Annotated in this window: 7 protein-coding genes; 1 reads left to right on the top strand and 6 read right to left on the bottom strand. The window is 47.1% G+C overall.

From position 1 onward, the window contains the following. Positions 1–70 precede the first annotated feature (70 nt). From ACSQ8P_RS11405 to ACSQ8P_RS11390, 4 genes are all read right to left on the bottom strand, one after another. Positions 71–1357 (bottom strand): ABC transporter substrate-binding protein, encoded by a 1287-nt coding sequence (locus tag ACSQ8P_RS11405; RefSeq protein WP_436235273.1) that lies wholly within the window; start codon positions 1355–1357, stop codon positions 71–73. A gap of 16 nt (positions 1358–1373) precedes the next feature. Continuing rightward, the gene (locus ACSQ8P_RS11400) at positions 1374–5273 is read right to left on the bottom strand and encodes a galactose-binding domain-containing protein (protein WP_436235272.1); all 3900 of its coding nucleotides are present in this window, start codon (positions 5271–5273) and stop codon (positions 1374–1376) included. Between the two features lie 548 nt (positions 5274–5821). Continuing rightward, positions 5822–6820 (bottom strand): aldo/keto reductase, encoded by a 999-nt coding sequence (locus ACSQ8P_RS11395; protein ID WP_436235271.1) that lies wholly within the window; start codon positions 6818–6820, stop codon positions 5822–5824. Further along, the gene (locus ACSQ8P_RS11390; protein WP_436235270.1) at positions 6820–9522 is read right to left on the bottom strand and encodes a UxaA family hydrolase; all 2703 of its coding nucleotides are present in this window, start codon (positions 9520–9522) and stop codon (positions 6820–6822) included. The genes ACSQ8P_RS11395 and ACSQ8P_RS11390 overlap by 1 nt, the downstream gene beginning before the upstream one ends. A 204-nt stretch (positions 9523–9726) precedes the next feature. Here ACSQ8P_RS11390 and ACSQ8P_RS11385 point away from each other — a divergent pair, with 204 nt between their 5' ends. Further along, positions 9727–10629, top strand: coding sequence for a helix-turn-helix domain-containing protein (locus ACSQ8P_RS11385; protein ID WP_436235269.1), 903 nt, complete (start codon positions 9727–9729; stop codon positions 10627–10629). 131 nt (positions 10630–10760) lie between these two features. Here ACSQ8P_RS11385 and ACSQ8P_RS11380 read toward each other — a convergent pair whose 3' ends face one another. Further along, positions 10761–11030, bottom strand: a complete 270-nt coding sequence (locus ACSQ8P_RS11380; protein ID WP_436239504.1) for an amidohydrolase family protein — start codon at positions 11028–11030, stop codon at positions 10761–10763. Positions 11031–11266: 236 nt separating this feature from the next. Continuing rightward, a complete protein-coding gene (locus ACSQ8P_RS11375) occupies positions 11267–17365 on the bottom strand; it encodes an OmpL47-type beta-barrel domain-containing protein (protein WP_436235268.1) in 6099 nt (2032 codons plus the stop codon). Positions 17366–17430 lie beyond the last annotated feature (65 nt).

Genomic DNA, 17430 nt, shown 5'->3' with positions numbered 1-17430 from the left:
AAAACGCAATCGTGTTTTTAAACTTTGGAGTCGAAGTAATCGCAATAAAGAGTTCATTGGTCCTTCACCATCAATCCAGAATAAGGGTCGCCTTATCCTTTATATAATTCACATCGGCATCTTTCAATTCATTTTGCAGCTCTTTTCCTGACAAAATATGAGTTAAAGCTTCATTAATGGCATTATTCGCTGAATCGGTAAATAAATGTCCCGGGTTGATTGAAGTTGGATATAGCTGCAGTGCTTTTTGAACATCCTTCATCGCCGGATTTGAGTAATCAGCAATTACATCTTTAAAAGCAGATAAAGCAACATTTTTGCTGTAAATCGCAAGCATGTCTTTATCGAGCAGAAGGGACAATAAATATTTAGCTTTTACAGGGTATAATGTCTTCGCATTAATGGATACTTGCTTGTCTGGCGCCGCTGGCATAACTGTTTTTCCATTCTGATCCGGCAAGGCGAAAAAACCCATTTTGAAATCAGTCGTCTTACTATCTACTACCCCGGGCGTCCAACTCCCCATCAACTGCATGGCGCCTTTTCCATCAATAAATTGCTGAGTAGATTCCTCATAGCCTATATGTAAAGCATCCGGATTAAAAAAGCCTTTGTGCGCTAGATCAGAAAATTTCTGCATCGCGTTATTGACTTCAGGACCGTCAATTTTGACTTTCCCCGCATATAAATCCATTTCAAAATTAGGGTTCAGGAGAAACTCTGACGTTGCGGCAATGGGCAGGTAAACGCCCTGAATCGTCCATACATCTTTAAACCCGCCTACGATTGGCGATAACCCATCCTGCTTAATCTTGCCGTTCAACGCCATAAATTGATCCCATGTTTTAGGCGGCTCCAATTGCAGACGTTCAAAAATTGTTTTATTGTAATACACGCCGAAGGTACTTACATCCAGCGCTGCGCCGTAGGTTTTCCCTTTGTAGGCTACAGTTTGCTTCGCAGAATCAATCATACGCTGGGTCCATGGTTGATCCGATAAATCCAGCAGGTAGCCGGCTTTGGCATAATCTTTAATTTTTTGATTAAATAGGATATCGGCGGCTTGACCTGATTTTAACTGGTTATCCGTAACCTCGGCAAACGTTTTTGGATCCAATCTATCCCACTTGATTGTCGCGTTCGGATATTTCGCTTTAAACTTCTTTTCTACCTCATCTAAGTATCCGTTTTTATCTTCCGCCCAATAGGATACGCGCAGCGTAAACACTTCATCTGTCCGATCATTCTGTATCTGATCTTGTCCTTGGGTTAGACTCGGTTGCTTCGACACCTTGTTGCATCCTGCTGTTGTGATAACAGCGCATACTACGGTCAAAACAATGATCCATTTACGCATCCGCTCACTCTCCTCATTAGTTATAAACTTCAAACTCATAAATTCTGGCGTAACCGTCAAACCCTGTCTGAGTGCCTTGTGTTATGTACAATCTGACGTATCTCCCTGTTGCGTTTACATTCCGATCCGTTGAATTGGCTGTGTTCCCCGTCACGGTATCGACATCGGTGAAATTAGTACCATCATTGCTCACCTGCAATTTGTAATCCTTCGTATTCAAATTAGCAGACTCTCCATTCACTGCAGCATGTTTGACGACCCAGCGGCTAATGTTAGTCACAAATCCAAGATCAATCTTTAACCAATTTGGCGATGCCGCGATCGATGCCCATTTAGTGCCAGTTGAACCGTCCACAGCATATTGCGGCGCTTCATTCGACAAATTAAACGCGTTTGATGTAGCAGTCATGTTCAGCGCGGCATTTCCGCTGGCTGTACCATAAACTTCAATTTCTTGAATTCTTGCATATCCATCATAACCAAGTTGTGTGCCTTGTGTTATATATAGTCTAACATATCTTGCATTTGTATTGATGACACGATCTGTTATATTTGTCGAATTTCCTGTTACTGTGTCGACATCTGTAAAATTGGTGCCATCATTGCTTACCTGCAGCTTAAAATCCCTTGTGTTATAAATCGCAGATTCCCCACTTGCTCCTGCGTGTTTAACGACCCAACGTTTCAAATGGTAGGATTGACCTAAATCGATTTTCAGCCAGTTGGGTGAAGCCGCAACAGACGCCCATTTCGTATTCAATGCGCCATCGTTTACATATTGCGGGGCTTCATTCGGTAAATTATAGGCATTCGCTGTAGCTGTTCGATTCATAGCAACGTTAGTCAAGCCATAGACTTCAAAATCAACAATTCGTGTTGTGCTAGCCCCATCCTGCTGACCCGCTGTTACATAAAGGCGAACATATCTGCCGTTCGTGGATACATTGCGATCCGTGAGATTGGCCGTATTGCCTGCTACCCAGTCAACATCGTTAAAATTCGTACCGTCGCTGCTAATTTGCAGCTTATAATCTTTTGTATTATAAGAACTGGATTCTCCGTTATAACCTGCATGTTTGACGACCCAACGGCTTATATCATAGGAGGCTCCCAAATCAACTTGCAGCCAATTAGGCGCTGCCGCAGTCGAAACCCATTTCGATGTGCCCATGCCATCTACAGCGTGATTCGGCGTATCTCCACCCAAAGAGCTATTGCTGGTTGCCGTTTTATTTTGCGAAATTGGGAGGGAATAAACGCTCATGTCTTTGTCGTACACGTTGACAGTGCCGCCGCCAATACTTACGCTTTTGACAATATTCCCCCAAAGTAAAGAATCATAGATGTTTAAAGTACCGCTAAAAGATGATGTCGTTCGCACATAGTTTTGCGTTGTACTGCTTCCGGCCTGCAGTCCAATCATCTGGATTGTTCCCCCACCTTCAACGGAAACATTCGGGCCGGAAGAAGTGTCGACGGAAGGTAAATAAAACATTGCATTTTGCGGTCCTGCGCCCGCACCTTCCTTGATGGTGCGAATGCCAGATTTCACACCGAAGGAATCAACAGCGAATGTTTCGAGGTCATTGCCATTGCCGACCGTCAGTGTATCCGTGTTAGCCAGTGTGTAGTTCATTGCATGTGTAAAGCCATATGTATGCGGACTATTATTATGTTTCGATTGAAAATGAATGCCGAACGTGGATACTGTCTGCTCCACCCAGCCGCGCTGTGTTCCGCCGCCCACATAAACTGCTTTTTTGGCAGCATTAATCCAATTGCCAGAAACGACAAAATCATTCGATGCCGTCGTGGCGAAATCAGCACCGTTATAGCTATTTTCAAGCTCGACATATTTCATCCAGGAGCCTGAGCCTGCACTGCGAACAGCATACGGATATGTATGAATCGGATACAGTGTTCTTAAATCGGAAGGAACATTCGTGTCACTGCCATTCACAAAGCCTTGCTCAGGATGAAAGATTGTTAAACCGCGAACACCCGCGTTCGCATTCAACGTAATGAAAGCTGTCGCCGTATCAGGCGTAGCTGTATCCTTGCCGTCATATGCAAGAAGAACAGTTGTATCTAAATTTTCATGTGCATGCAAGTAGTCGTAGCTGCCTCGCAGTTCAACACCGCTTGGAACATTCAATGTTGTTGAGATTTTGTACGAACCTGGAGGCAGAAATACGGTTCCTCCTCCGGCATTGCCTGCGTCGGTTAGTGCAGTCTGGATTGCTGTGCGGTCATCTGTGATCCCATTCCCCGCAGCATTGTACGGCGCATTTTTCACATTATAAAAATTCGTATCGCTTGTGGGCTTTTTTGCGGGAGCAAACGTATAATGCTGTCCACGAGCTTGCCACACCTGGTCGAGATTGAGAAACTCGCCAACCTCTGGACGCAAATAATCCTGCTGTACGGAAGCGTTTATTTTCGACATTGCTCCATAAGAACCGTTAGAGGTGGGTGGACCCTGTTCCATCAAAATCCCCATTTTGGCATCGTTAACGCTAATATCGTACATCGTTAAACCATCGTTTTTCCACAGCTTCATCCCATACAAGTATGAATTTGTGTACGTTTTAATATATCCGGTTTGTGTGCTGTCCGGTTTATTTGTGATCGCTGAAGGCGCATTTTTCCATATTCCCGTATCCATAAACACATTCGTCACATACGAATATTCATAATTGCCATCCATCGTAATGCCTTGAAACAAAAAGGTTCCGTAGACATTACTAATATTCGTGCCGCTAGCTGATGAAAAATTGATGCCTTTAAAAGAATTATAGAACGTCACATTCGCCACATTCGCCGCAAAAGAATTCGAATCAATGGTGTACGGATAAGTGGTAGGCGTAAACACGCCGCCCGTATAGCTGCCTTGATTCGGATACCAAATACTAAGATTGCGAACGGTCGTATTCGGCGCGTTCAAAGAAATCGCCGATGTCGTCGTGCTGTAAGCAGCCAGTATCGTACCTGCTGCAGGCGTGCCGTCGAGAGGACTTTTCCAATCCCCGCGCAATGTTACATTGGTTGGAATCGACAAGCCGCCGTTCAATCGATAAGTCCCGGCTGGCAGGAAAACTACACCTCCGCCCATTTCCCGCGCTTGATTAAGAGCCGTCTGAATCGTTGCTGTCGTATCATTCGTCCCTGTTGTATCTGCACTTACCGTCACATTGGCTACAACCACCTCGTCTGAGGTCAATAAGCCGGTTTTAATCGTTGGAGAAGGATACGTAGGCGCAGTCCCCCTCTTCGTAAACGTAATACTGTCCAAGTACGTCGCCGGATCCGGACCGCTAAATTCAATGGTCAGCACATGTGTCCCCGTGCTCAAATTAACAGGCATCGGTACTGTATAGTCTTGGAAAGTTGTACCTGTTATCGCAGGCGTCGAGCCTAGCTGAATCCCGTCTATAAGAGCAGTAATCGTCGATTTCGTTGTCGTACTGCCCATTTTGGCACGGAATTTGATATCATGCCAACCGGTATTCGCGCTGCTGACATTCACCGTATATTTCAGATATTCGCTTACATACCCCGCTGTTGGCGATCCGCTGACCTGATCATTGGAACTTACTATGTAGCGATAGGTTACCGAATTAATCACTTCTTTAAAGATATCAAGATTCTGCACATCCCGATAAGTCGTATCGCGAGAAATTTGCGTGGACGGATGCGCATAATAAACATCATTTATTGCGCCACTATTAAAATCCTCCGCCTCGAACGTCCCAGGTACATTGATCGTCGAAAATGGTGTTCCATCGGAAGCATATGCGACTTGCGGCATCATCCATGGAAACAAACTCAAAATCAAAAAGAAACTCAAAACAACAAGACAAACTTTATATTTCTGACTAAACATGATATCAATTCCTTCCGACATTTTATGGTTCATTATTCATGAATTAAGTTCCAGCAAGAAGTGCTTATTTAAGACCAAGATAAATTTAGGTCTAATTACCTATGAATATATTACCACAAACAAACTAGATGTTTAATAAAAAACTACAAATTTCGCACTAGTCATGAGATGGGGCAATTACCATGGCTTTATTAGTTGGAAAGTCTTTCGTCGCTGCCTGAAGCGGACAATCCGTTTCCTAATTTCAAAAGAGTCACCCTATAACCAAAAGAAAACATCGCCCCCTCGGGAAGATGCCTTCTTTTTACTGGATTTGGCTTTTCGGTACTTCCAATTTCAATCGTTTAGCTTATTGACTGAAAATTGCCATCGCCCCCTGAAGCTCCATGACTAATTGACCCGAGGATGATAGTGAGTATAGCCATTGCCCCTTTTGAAGGCTTCATCGCTGTAATTTGAAGCAATTAAAAATCCCGCCCCAAAGACATTCTCTTAGGGACGAGATTATTGTTCCAATTCAAAGAATCACCCGAGCAGCTCGGTCACGATTCGATCTAGATGACCATGATTTCCCCTACCCACTAAGCAAATTGATTCTCTTCGGGATCTTCCGTATCATAGCCAAAGACATCAAGCGCCGGCCATAGCTCTGGGGCAATCGGGTATGTCGCAAGCTCCAACGTCTGGGCTACCCGTTCCGGTTTGCTCATGCCGACGACCGTGCTGGCGATCCGCGGGTCGCGAAGCGAAAATTGAAGCGCTGCGGCGGCAAGTGGCACATCGTGTTCCTGACAAACTTTAGCGAACATACGCGCTCGTTCCATTACGCTTGGCGGAGCATCGCTATAGGCATACCGAGCGTATGCATCCGGACCTTTAGCTAATATGCCGCTGCCATAAGGAGCGGCGTTAATGACGGCGACGCCCATGCGATTAGCGACATCAAGCAATGGTTCGGCAGCTCGATTGAGCAACGTATATCGATTGTGGGTTTCTACAGCGCTGAACGCTCCCGTTTCGACATAACGAATGAGCATATCGATCGGTCCGCCGGAGATGCCGATGTGTTCGATGACTCCTTGTTCTTGAAACTTTTGAAGCACTTCTAAAGGTCCGCCGGGTCCCATCACATTTTCGAAGGTGGTATGTTCCGGATCGTGGATGTAAACGTATTGCAGACGATCAAGTCCTAATCGTTCAAGACTTCCTTCGATGGAACGTTTGATCTGTTCGCCGCTGAAGTCGCCGGTCTTGAAGTCGCGGTCGGCTTTGGTAGCCAACACGTAACCAGCTGGAAGTCCACCATTCGCTCGAATTGCCTTGCCAATCCGCCGTTCGCTCTCGCCTTCACCGTATGCTGCAGCCGTATCTATAAAGTTAATCGGGCTTTCAAAAGCGGTACGCAGCGTTACCAATGCTTGTTCCTCTGACGTACTATATTGAAAGGTCTCCGGCATATCCCCGAGCGGAGCGGCTCCAATACATAGCGGTGATATGAGTAGGCCAGTACTGCCAAGCGGCCGTAGAGATAATAATGCGTTCGTCATGGAGTTTACCTCGCTTTCAGATATTGTCTGCATTATAACGACACCCCCAAAAAGCCCCGTGTCATTTGAAAATCGATATTACCTTGCTGATAGAGACGCGGTACATAAGTATGTTCCAAAATTTCTTTGCTACGCTCGAGTATGTGATCCACCCATAAGCTCGGGTTGCCCTCGAGTACCAAATCGACATCTTGCTTATGGTTATGGAGCACAGCCTGTTCCGACGTCACTTGCAGCATTGGGACGAAAGGATGCGTCTGCATTGGACGATCACCAATCAGCGCGATTATTAATTCCACACCTGTGGCGGCGAGTCCTGTAATCGTCTCCACCCCATGCGTTGTTGGAGTCTCCATAATATGGAATCCATTTCGGCGAACGTGTTCCCCATAGGCGATAGACGGCCCAACTTGAGACGCGCTAATTAGCTGCTTACTGAACGCATCCTCGGCAAGCAATCCGCTGTTCTCGGGAACGACGACCAAGCCTCCGGCCCCGACAATCATCTTGGTTAGTGCCCCCAGCTGCTCGCCGGCATCTTTGTTAATGACACCAACGCTTACGATCCCGATGCGCAGCCCTTCCAAGCCTACCGTCACCTTCTCCGCAGTATCGGCCGCAACCAATCGATTGGCGAACCAGGCCTCAACCTTCTCGCTCACCTTGGCAATTCCGCCATCAAGCTGGATGCTGGCATAACCAAGACGGCTCGCATCGACACCCATCACATCCATCTGATGGCGCATGTAGTCGTTATGTGTTTTCTCGCAGCCATGCTCTAGCAGCAAACAATGCTCCACCATCGGATGCGTAATATAGCCGATCATCGTACGGGCGAACAGCGATTCGGCTGGCCCCCCCGAAGTGCCGCATCCTTCCGTGTGCGCCAATGTGACAAAACGCGAGAGCCCAGGCTGCCCTGCTCCTTGCTCGTTCAGGCGCCTCGTGATCATGCCCGCTACCTGTCCGGCACAAAGACTGGTCGGCACGATCAAGCCGATATTGTCACTAGATTGCCGATTGCGATGTCGAGTAAAGGAAAATTGGATCGGGTTAACCATCGTTATAGCATCATCTTTAATTTCTATCGGATCTCCTGTCGGTACAGGAGTGTGAAGCAGCGTCTCTAGCTGACTCGCATCGTTCTGCTGCCAGTTGCGCCAAATTTGTACTTGGGCATGGCCCGCCTTCTCGCCGACGCTTCGCTGACCAGAGGCAATTTGGAGCGCCAAGTCGAATACCTCTTGGCCCAGCTCATCCATCGACTTGCCTTCCAGATACTGCCCCGCGTTCACATCCATATCGTTCGAAAGCAATTGGAAGCGGCGAGTTGTCGTGACCACCTTGACCGTAGGCACATATGGAAAGTTGGTGATCGAACCATTTCCCGTTGTAAAGAAGATCATGTTGCAGCCTGCGGCTACCTGTCCGGCGATGCTCTCCAGGTCATTGCCAGGGCTATCCATAAAATAGTAGCCGCCATCCTTCATGAGCTCCCCGTACTCAGTTGCATAATCAATCCGAGTTGTCGGGTCTTTCTTCATAGCGGCTCCTATAGATTTGAGATAGATGTTGTACAAGCCGCGATACATGTTGCCACCTGACGGGTTACCTTCCGCACTGGTGCCGTGCCAGGACGTGCGCTCCTTAAATCGGTTCACAAGTTCCAGAAATTTGCGCGCGGTTTCCACGTTGCTTACTTTCGAGAGGACATAGGGCTCCGCGCCAATCAACTCATCAGTTTCCGCTAGACTAGCCGCACCGCCGTAACGCACCAAGTGTTCCGAAACCCAGCCGAGCAACGGATTCGCGGATACTCCGGAAAATGCGTCCGAACCACCGCATTGCAAGCCGATTCGCAAGTGGCTGATGGATTCAGGCGTTCGCTGCATCGTGTTGACCGTTGATAGCCATTCGCGTACTAACGCTTCACCCTTAACCAGCTCCTCTTCGAAGCTTCCTGTGAGCGATACGAACTTATGCAGGACTTCATCGATCGGATAGCTATGCTCACGAGCATAAGCCTCCACCATCTTGTTCGTGACCGATTCATTACCATAATCGACAACCAATACCGCTCCGACGTTCGGGTTGACCATGAAACCTGCCAGCGTCCGCAGCAGCAAGTCCACATTATTCGGCTTCTCTGTGCCGCCCTCCGTGTGAGCGACGGGAACGATCCCGTCTATATTCGAATCGTTCTTCCATTCGCCTTGCAGACGAGTGGCAAGCTCATTCACATAGCTCCCCGTGTGCGAGGTGGTGCCGAGCAATACGATGTAGTTCCGGGTGCCAACTCCGCGATCTTTATGGCGGCGATATCCCATGAAAGTGCGCGTATCGGTAAAAGCTGGGGATGCCTGAGCCGGCTGGAAGTTCTCCTCGTCAAGGATATAAGGAGAAACTTGATCCGCGAAATTGGGCTCCGCCGGAACCGCGAATGTCAACTGGCGCACACTGAGCGCTTTCCGTACTGTTTCGTTGATCACATAGTGACCGGGCTGAATCGGCTTAAGCGCCACGCCGAATGGCAAATGCCACGAAAGCAGATCTTCGCCAGGAGCGATCGCCTTCACCGCAAATCGATGGCCTTCCATAACCGTGTAATCCAAGATGAGGATTTGGCCTTCATACTGAATGGCCGTACCAGAGTTCAATTGGTGAATCGCAACGGCGCAATTATCCCCGGGCAAGGGAAGTCTCGCTACTTCTTCAAATTGGTAAACAACGTCCATCGATGACTGGCTCCTTTGATGAGATTTTCCGAACAATCTATAAGAGAAATAAATTGAGTTTCTTCCAATGCTGGTGCTGCTTAATAATATTGTACCAAGATTATGGCATTTGTTAATTCTTTACCTTTGCAAAAACATACTCTATTTTGATATTCTATAAATAAGACAAATAATGAATTGAGTTGATCTGGGGAGGCTCGCAAAATGCAAAAACCGCTTATAAAGAACTTTATTAACGACGACCTCCTGCCATTTGACATTGTATTTAAGGACAAAAAGACACCAATTCGAGAACTTCCAGAGCATCTTCATGATCGCTTTGAATTGGTTTATGTTTATAGTGGAAAAGGTACGTTTTTCTTAAACCAAATGCTCTATGAGATGAATGAAGGAGACCTCTTCATCATTCCTGGCAATACCATTCATCAGGCATTGCCAGATTCTGAATCTCCTATTACCGCCACCGCTGTCTTTTTTGATCCGCAACTGATCGGACATTATTCAGCAGGTGATTCGTTTACGAATATGCAAGTTTTTGAGCGAGCACGAAAATATAAGAGCTATAAGCTTGTTGTCCCAGCAGTCATGCGCCCTCATCTCGAAGAAAAACTCAAACAAATGCATGATGAATTGGAACGACACGAAGCTGGTTTTAGATACGCAGTTCAACTACATTTAAATAGCCTTCTGATCAGCATTAATCGTTTGATATTAAAAGAATCCCATCATCAACTGGCTGGGTCCGATGTCGGACCCTCCTGGTTACTAAACATACTTCAACACTTAGATCAGTATCACACGGACCAAATCGTTGGACTTTCTTATTTGGCAAAGCAGACTTCAGTCTCAGCCGCTCATTTATCTAGGGTGTTTAAACAATTAACCGGGATGAATATCACCGACTATGTGAATGCCAAGCGAATTTCAACTGCGAAGGAGCAGCTTTTAACTACCAACTTAGGTATTGATACGATCGCCCACAATTGCGGTTATGAGAGTTTACCTTATTTTCATAAGTTATTTAAGAAGTTTACTGGCGTTACCCCAGGCTTATACCGAAGAAAAGTAATTAAAGAAATTAGCTTCCAAATAGACAACATGACATAAAAATGTGAAAGTATCGCAAGAGCATATTATTGTAATATTACTCACCGAAGCTAATTAAGAAGAGCCTGCTTATAAGAACAGCAGGCTTAGCGGTGATATTTCCAATCCTGTGCTTCCGAGTTTACGATTTTTCATTGAGATTTCCTCAATTTAAGTTTATAGAAACGTTCCGCATTTCCGCCAAATAGTAGCGCACGCTCCGTTTCTCCCCAGTGTTGCGGAATCGCATTCAACAAAATCTCCATTACCTGATCATAATCCGCAGAAAGCAGACAGACTGGCCAATCACTACCGAACATAACCCGCTCCGGCCCAAACATCTCCAGTATGGATTGAATATATGTTGTAAAGTCCTTCTGCTCCCATCCATCATGCCCCCTTTTTAAAGAACTTGCTCTGATAAAATCATGATAATTGCCTTCCCTGTTTGCGCGATGCGGGACATTAGCTTATGAATTGCTGATTGGCACCTACGTCGTGTTTGATCAATTTGTTGGAAAAACAACCAACCACCGAGCTTTGAACGATTAACTCGGTGGTTGGCTGAATATTATGCCTAGGCAATAGCCCCTTTTCAGTACCAGTTCATAGTGCTATTGAGCTTTTACAATCTCTCTACCATTATATATTTGTGGTATTACGATTTCAGAAGAGAAATCGCGTTTATGATAGATGCTGCGAATTGCATATCGATCGTTTTGCCTGATTGCGCACGAACGTAATTCTCAAGCATATTGAAATTATTCTTAGCCTGAGGCTTACTCAAATTTGCTTGCAAGGTCTCGATCTTATCTAACAAATTAGTGAAAGTGGCCGGGGCGTATATCCAATTCTGTTGGTTCGCATAGCGCACAGCCTCATCCAAGTGATTCGCATCCATCTGGACTTTCAGCGAAAACGTTCCAATAGTTTCATTTCCTGCTGAATCAGAAGCCGTCACCTTCACGTTATGATCGCCAATCTCAAGAGAGAATGGATTGAATGAATAAGGGAGACTAACTTGCGTGCCGTCAACCTCGAAAGACTTGCTAACAACTTCACTTAATGGATCGGAGATATCAAACGTCAGACTGCCGCCATCCGTCCAGAATACTTGCATGGAGCTGGTTGGCACGATCACGGGTCCTGTCGAATCGATATTCACTTTGGTTGATTTTACGTCTTCTTGATTGCCTAAAGAATCGACACTCCAATACGTAATTACATGCGAACCCTCAACTGACAAAGAAATCGTGGTTCCTTGCTGAGTCGGTTTCCCATCCACGGTGTAGAAAGTACCGCCAACACCAGAACCGCTGTCACTCACCGTAAGTGTCACTGTTACAGGGTGATTCACCCATCCTATCGGTGCATCATCTGTCGTTACTGGCGGAATTGCAGGTGCTGGCTCGTTCACAATGGCAAGGTGAGGCTGGGCTGGCTCTGTCATACCGACGCCAAGATAAAAGCTTGTGTGCGGCGGTTGGTTATAACCCGTATTTTGCCATGCTACCCCTGCTCGGTATATCGGATCATGCATCAGCGTACGCAACCGAGTATCGGTCAATGTCGTCGTTGTATAAATCCGCAGCTCAGAGCTGTCTGTATTGCGCCATACGACTTCTTCGCGCCAATCTCCAAACAGGTCAGCTTGCAGATTCGGCGTTGATTTCGTGCTATTGTTGGACAGCGCGTCATCCGCGGTAAACAAATTGTTGGTCACATGGTTCACATAATCCCATTTATCAATGCGATTGCTATCCAACAATTCACGATTCAAGTCACCGTCCCACCATATGCCGAAGTTTGTTGAACTCGGAATCGTCGTGGAGATCAATTCACCTTTCGCACTGTATAGGCCTGTAAGCGGAATATGCTGCGCATTCGTGATCGTAGCGGCCCATACTTCTTCACCCACATAGTTCGGATCGATGTCTGCCGACATGCCGCGCCCGGTATCAATGCCTGTATGCACGCCCCACAGAATTTCACCCGTTTTCGCATCCCGGAAATCCATCCCATAAGGAGAATCCGTATGCTCATGCACGTTGAAGAACTCCAACCCTGGTCTGGACGGATCCAGATCGCCTAGATGCTGAGCATCCCCGTGACCGAGCCCTGTATTGTAAAGCGGTGTACCGTCATCATCGATAGCCATAGCCCCGAATGTGATCTCATCCTTGCCGTCGCCATCTACATCACCGATGGACAAGTTATGATCGCCCTGTGCGGTGTATGCATCTCCAAGTCCTTCATCGTTGGTATCGAAACGCCACCTTTTCGTTAAGGCACCATTCTTGTAATCGTAGGCCACAATCACAGTTCTTGTATAATAGCCACGGCTAAAGATCAAGCTTGGATGCTCACCGTCAAGATAAGCTACACCAGCAAGGAAACGGTCCACACGGTTGCCGTACGCATCGCCCCAATCGGCCACGACTCCGCGAGGAGGATCATAATTGGTCGTCGTAATTGCTCTGCCAGTTAATCCATCGAAGACAGTCAGAAATTCAGGTCCTTCCAGTACATAACCTGAGCTGTTTCGGTGATCGGTAGATGCATCGCCAATGACAACACCTGTTCCGTCAATCGTGCCATCGGCTGTTTTGAGTGCGACTTCCGCTTTCCCATCTCCATCAAGATCAAACACCTGGAACTGTGTATAGTGTGCACCGGCGCGAATGTTTGGTCCGAGGTCGATACGCCATAGACGAGTGCCGTCCAGCTTGTAAGCATCGAGATACACGTTGCCTGTGTAACCAGCTTGTGAATTATCGTGGGAGTTCGATGGATCCCATTTCACAATCAACTCGTACGTGCCATCGCCATCCACATCGCCGACACTAGTGTCGTTCGCGCTGTAGGTGTAGGCTTCTCCTGCTTTCGTGATGCCGCCCTCCGGCTTCTGCATCGGAATAGACATATAATTGTGCTGCCATACGGTCGTTTCTTTCGAAGCTACCCGCTCAATACCAGTGATCACGGTTTTCAACTGATACACCGATGTATCTGTGCCAGCTTCATCAAGCAAATTGGTTGCACCTGTGATCGGTGATGCATTTACTTTGACGCCACCACGGTACAAATTAAATGCAATGTCAGATGCATCCGTGCCCAGCATTTTCCAGCCTACGTAGACACCGTTGTCTTGCTTCACCGCCACAAGCGCGCGATCGAGATACTCAGCTTGACGGTTCAGTACGGTAACAGCTGGTGTCTCCAGCGTTTCGGATTGGCCCGATACACCACCTGCGCTTACAGACGCTACCTTATAAAAGTATGGAATGGTTGTTAGTACTGTGGTATCGGTATAGCTGGCTTGACTGGATTTGCCAATCAACTCGAACCTGCCGCCAGCTGACTCTGAACGGTAAATGTTATAGGTCATGGCTCCCGTGACCGCATCCCATTGAATAGTGAGATCGTTCTTGTTCACTGCGCTTGCTTGCAGATGGACAGGTATTTCTGGGATTGGCACAGTTGGATCAATCATGGAAACGGCAATGGACCCAGATGGTCCTGTCTCCGTTGAAGCCAAGTCCACGGTTGTCACTTGGTATTCGTAGTTCATGCCTACATCGACGGTGTTATCTATATAGGTATTCGTTGTTGCGCTGCCCAGCAGCTCGAACTTCGATGTTCCGGCCACTTTGCGATAGACGTTATACTTCGCAGCATCTTCGACCCCAATCCACGACAAGGTGATGGAAGGATTTGCTGGATCTACTTGTTTGCTCTCAACCTTCAGCACTGAAGGTGCCATAAGAATAGGCGTAATCTCCAACCCATTTACAATGCCAGTAGAACCGCCAAACTTGAAGTTCATTTGTCCATCACTCACGGAGGTTTGTGGAATTATTTTTTCAACCACAGACTTATTGCCTGCTGTAACGGTTCCATAATCGGTCCCCTCGATGGCAACAGTCGTTCTTGCACTTCCCAGATAGTCGCCAACGTATAGCTTAACGGAGTATAGACCATTTGGAAGATCAACCATGAATTCCCAGCCAACATTGAAATAGCCGAGCCAATCGCGAAGCACATCTGTGCCCGTAGCACGATCACGGCCAATCATACCTGTAGGATTCTTAATGCCATAGCCTTTGTCTGCTGAATAAACAGTAGATAGATTAACGCCAGTATAGCCTTCTTGAACAGGTGATGTAGCCAAACCGAAGTCGTACTTGATCGTAGCATGTTTCGTTGTAATAACAATGACATCCGATTGCTCTGATTCGCCTTTGCCGTTAATTGCTGTCACAACAACATGGTAGGTTTGTCCTTCTGTCATACCTTGCGTCGTGATGGTAGGAATCGTCGAGGTCCCGACTAAGACGTAATCCGTTTCAGAAGCTAACTTTCTGTAAATTTTATAAATATCTGCACCCTCTACCGTATTCCATGTCAGCACAGCACCTGCATTGCTTATACTGCTTGCCACAACCCCTGTAGGCTTAGATGGAACAGCAGCTGGCGGTGCAACATCGGTGACATAAGCGGAGACCGGGATATTAAGATCTTTAATTCCACCTGATAACAGACGCGCAATCTGAATGGCGCCATACTCTTGGAAATGCGTGTCATCTGCGTTGCCGGCAGGGAAGGCGGTATACGTTCCGGCCGGTACATGAAGGAAGACGGCAAGCGTCCCGATTGGACCGATCGTGTTGTAGTACGCACGACTTAATGAACTGAGGTCCACCAATTTGACATCCATCTCTTGTGCTACTGCTTTCATCCCATCGACATACTCAGGGAAGCTGATATTGAATAGACCCGTTGTTGCGTTAAAGTCTCTTCGACCAACAGGTGTTACCAGAATCGGGATCGCTCCACGCTGTCTAGCCCCGTTGATATAAGTCTTCAGATAGTTTTTGAAATCCGCAGGGGAAGCATATCGTTCTGGAACTGAGATCGTCGCATCATTATGTCCGAATTGAATTAAGAAGTAGTCATTCGGTTTAATCGCTCGCAAAATGGTATCTAAGCGGCCTTCTGTGAGGAAGGTTTTGCTGCTTCGCCCACCGATGGACTGGTTGCTGAACGTAATATCAGATGTAAAATAGCGGGAAATCATCTGTCCCCAACCGGCTTGAGGCTTCCAGTACGGATCATAAGTTTGCACGGTAGAATCGCCCGCAATATATACCGTAGGCGTTTCTCCTGCTGCGCGATCCGCCAGCTTTGAAATGACGAGTCCATTAATTTTTGGCGCAGACCCGGAGAAGAAAATGTTCAATTGACCATCCACGAGAGCAACTTCGAACGATTGCTCCAAATAGTCGCCAGCTGCTTTAGACGTGAGCGCAATTTTATTCGCTGTCATTCCTTCTACGGATACAGCAACTTCCGTTGCTGCACTTGCATCACCTGCGGTAACGGAAACTGCGTAATCCCCATTGGGCAGATCCACGTTGAAGGACGTACCTGCTGGTGACAAATAATCGGATTTCAGCGGATCTGCAGTACCGCTGTTACCAGAGCCGACAAGCGATGGATCGGCGAAGCCGTATTTGATCTGAGGGGAATACGCAACTGGAGCCGTGATCCCAAAGTAGCCGTCCGCAACGGCGCCAGGACCGAAGTCGATTTTCAATGGTAAGTCAGATGGAAGCGCATGAGGAACAACAAATACTGTACTTGCTACCACATTAGAGGCCGCAGAAATACCTGTTGCGTTGAAAGCTTTCACCTGATAGTAATGCACAACTGATGTATCCGCTGTTGTGTCGGTGAAGGAAGTCGATGCAACCGTACCTATTTCGGTATAGGTTCCAGCAGCAGAGTCCGAACGAAGTAAGGTATACCCCGTTGCGCCCGCTGAAGCTGTCCATTGCAGGGATACTTGACCTGCAGTGACACCACTTACCATTACATTCGATGGAGGAGCTGGAAGGATGACGGTTTGTACCACATCAGCTGTCACAGATGTACTAGCTGTGGATTCAACGCCTCCTGCGTTAATAGTTGTAACTTGGTAGGAATATGTATTTCCTGCCGATACGGCTGTATCAATGAAAGAATTCGTTGGCACTTGTGAGATCAAATCATAGCTTGTCGCGCTATTCGTCGCACGGTACATGTTGTAATAGACGGCATCCGTGACACTGTTCCAAGCTAGTGATACGGATGCTGCACCAGCAGTCGGATTGATATTAGTCACTGCGAGAGCTGTAGGAGTCGAGGGAGCTGTAGCTATCACCTGCTCAATGATTAGACCATTCAAATACCCCGCCCCTGTACCGCTGTAACCAGTTGTGATACCTACGGTTAACTGACCATCCGTGACGGTTGTGCTATACGTTGCTTGCGCAATTGCAGTCTTCGTGGAAATCGTCCCTTTCGCCACACCTTCCAGGGAAACCGATGTCTTCGTTGTCGACGTTCCCGCAAGGAGATCGCCCGAATAAATCGTCACATTATAGTTCCCGTTCGGTACGTCCGCTAAGAACGTGAACGGCGTTCCCAGAATGAAATCGTTCGTCAGATCCGTTCCGCCTGAACGGTTCCGTGAAGCGCCTGTTGGCAATGCCGTTTCAAGCCCGTAGCCTCTCGCCTGCGTATAAGTCATTTGATCATGAACTTGATTATACCCCGCCAAGACTGGACTGCTTACTGGACCAAAATCAAATTTACCTACATATGCATCTGCAGCATGTGCCGTTGGTTGAGCGTTTGGCAGCACTTGGATTGCAGTGCTTGAAATCATAAGACCACATAATAGCATAGCTGCTATTCGACTTGCTTGCTTTTTCATTAGACAAAGCCCTCGCTCTCTACGTGGTTTTCCTTCTACCTAGATGCTCGTTCTCGTTGCGTCAA

The sequence above is a fragment of the Paenibacillus sp. LjRoot153 genome (assembly GCF_964253085.1).
Taxonomy (GTDB): domain Bacteria; phylum Bacillota; class Bacilli; order Paenibacillales; family NBRC-103111; genus Paenibacillus_E.
Note: the sequence above shows the minus strand (reverse complement) of the source record. Positions and strands in the feature narration are given on the sequence as shown.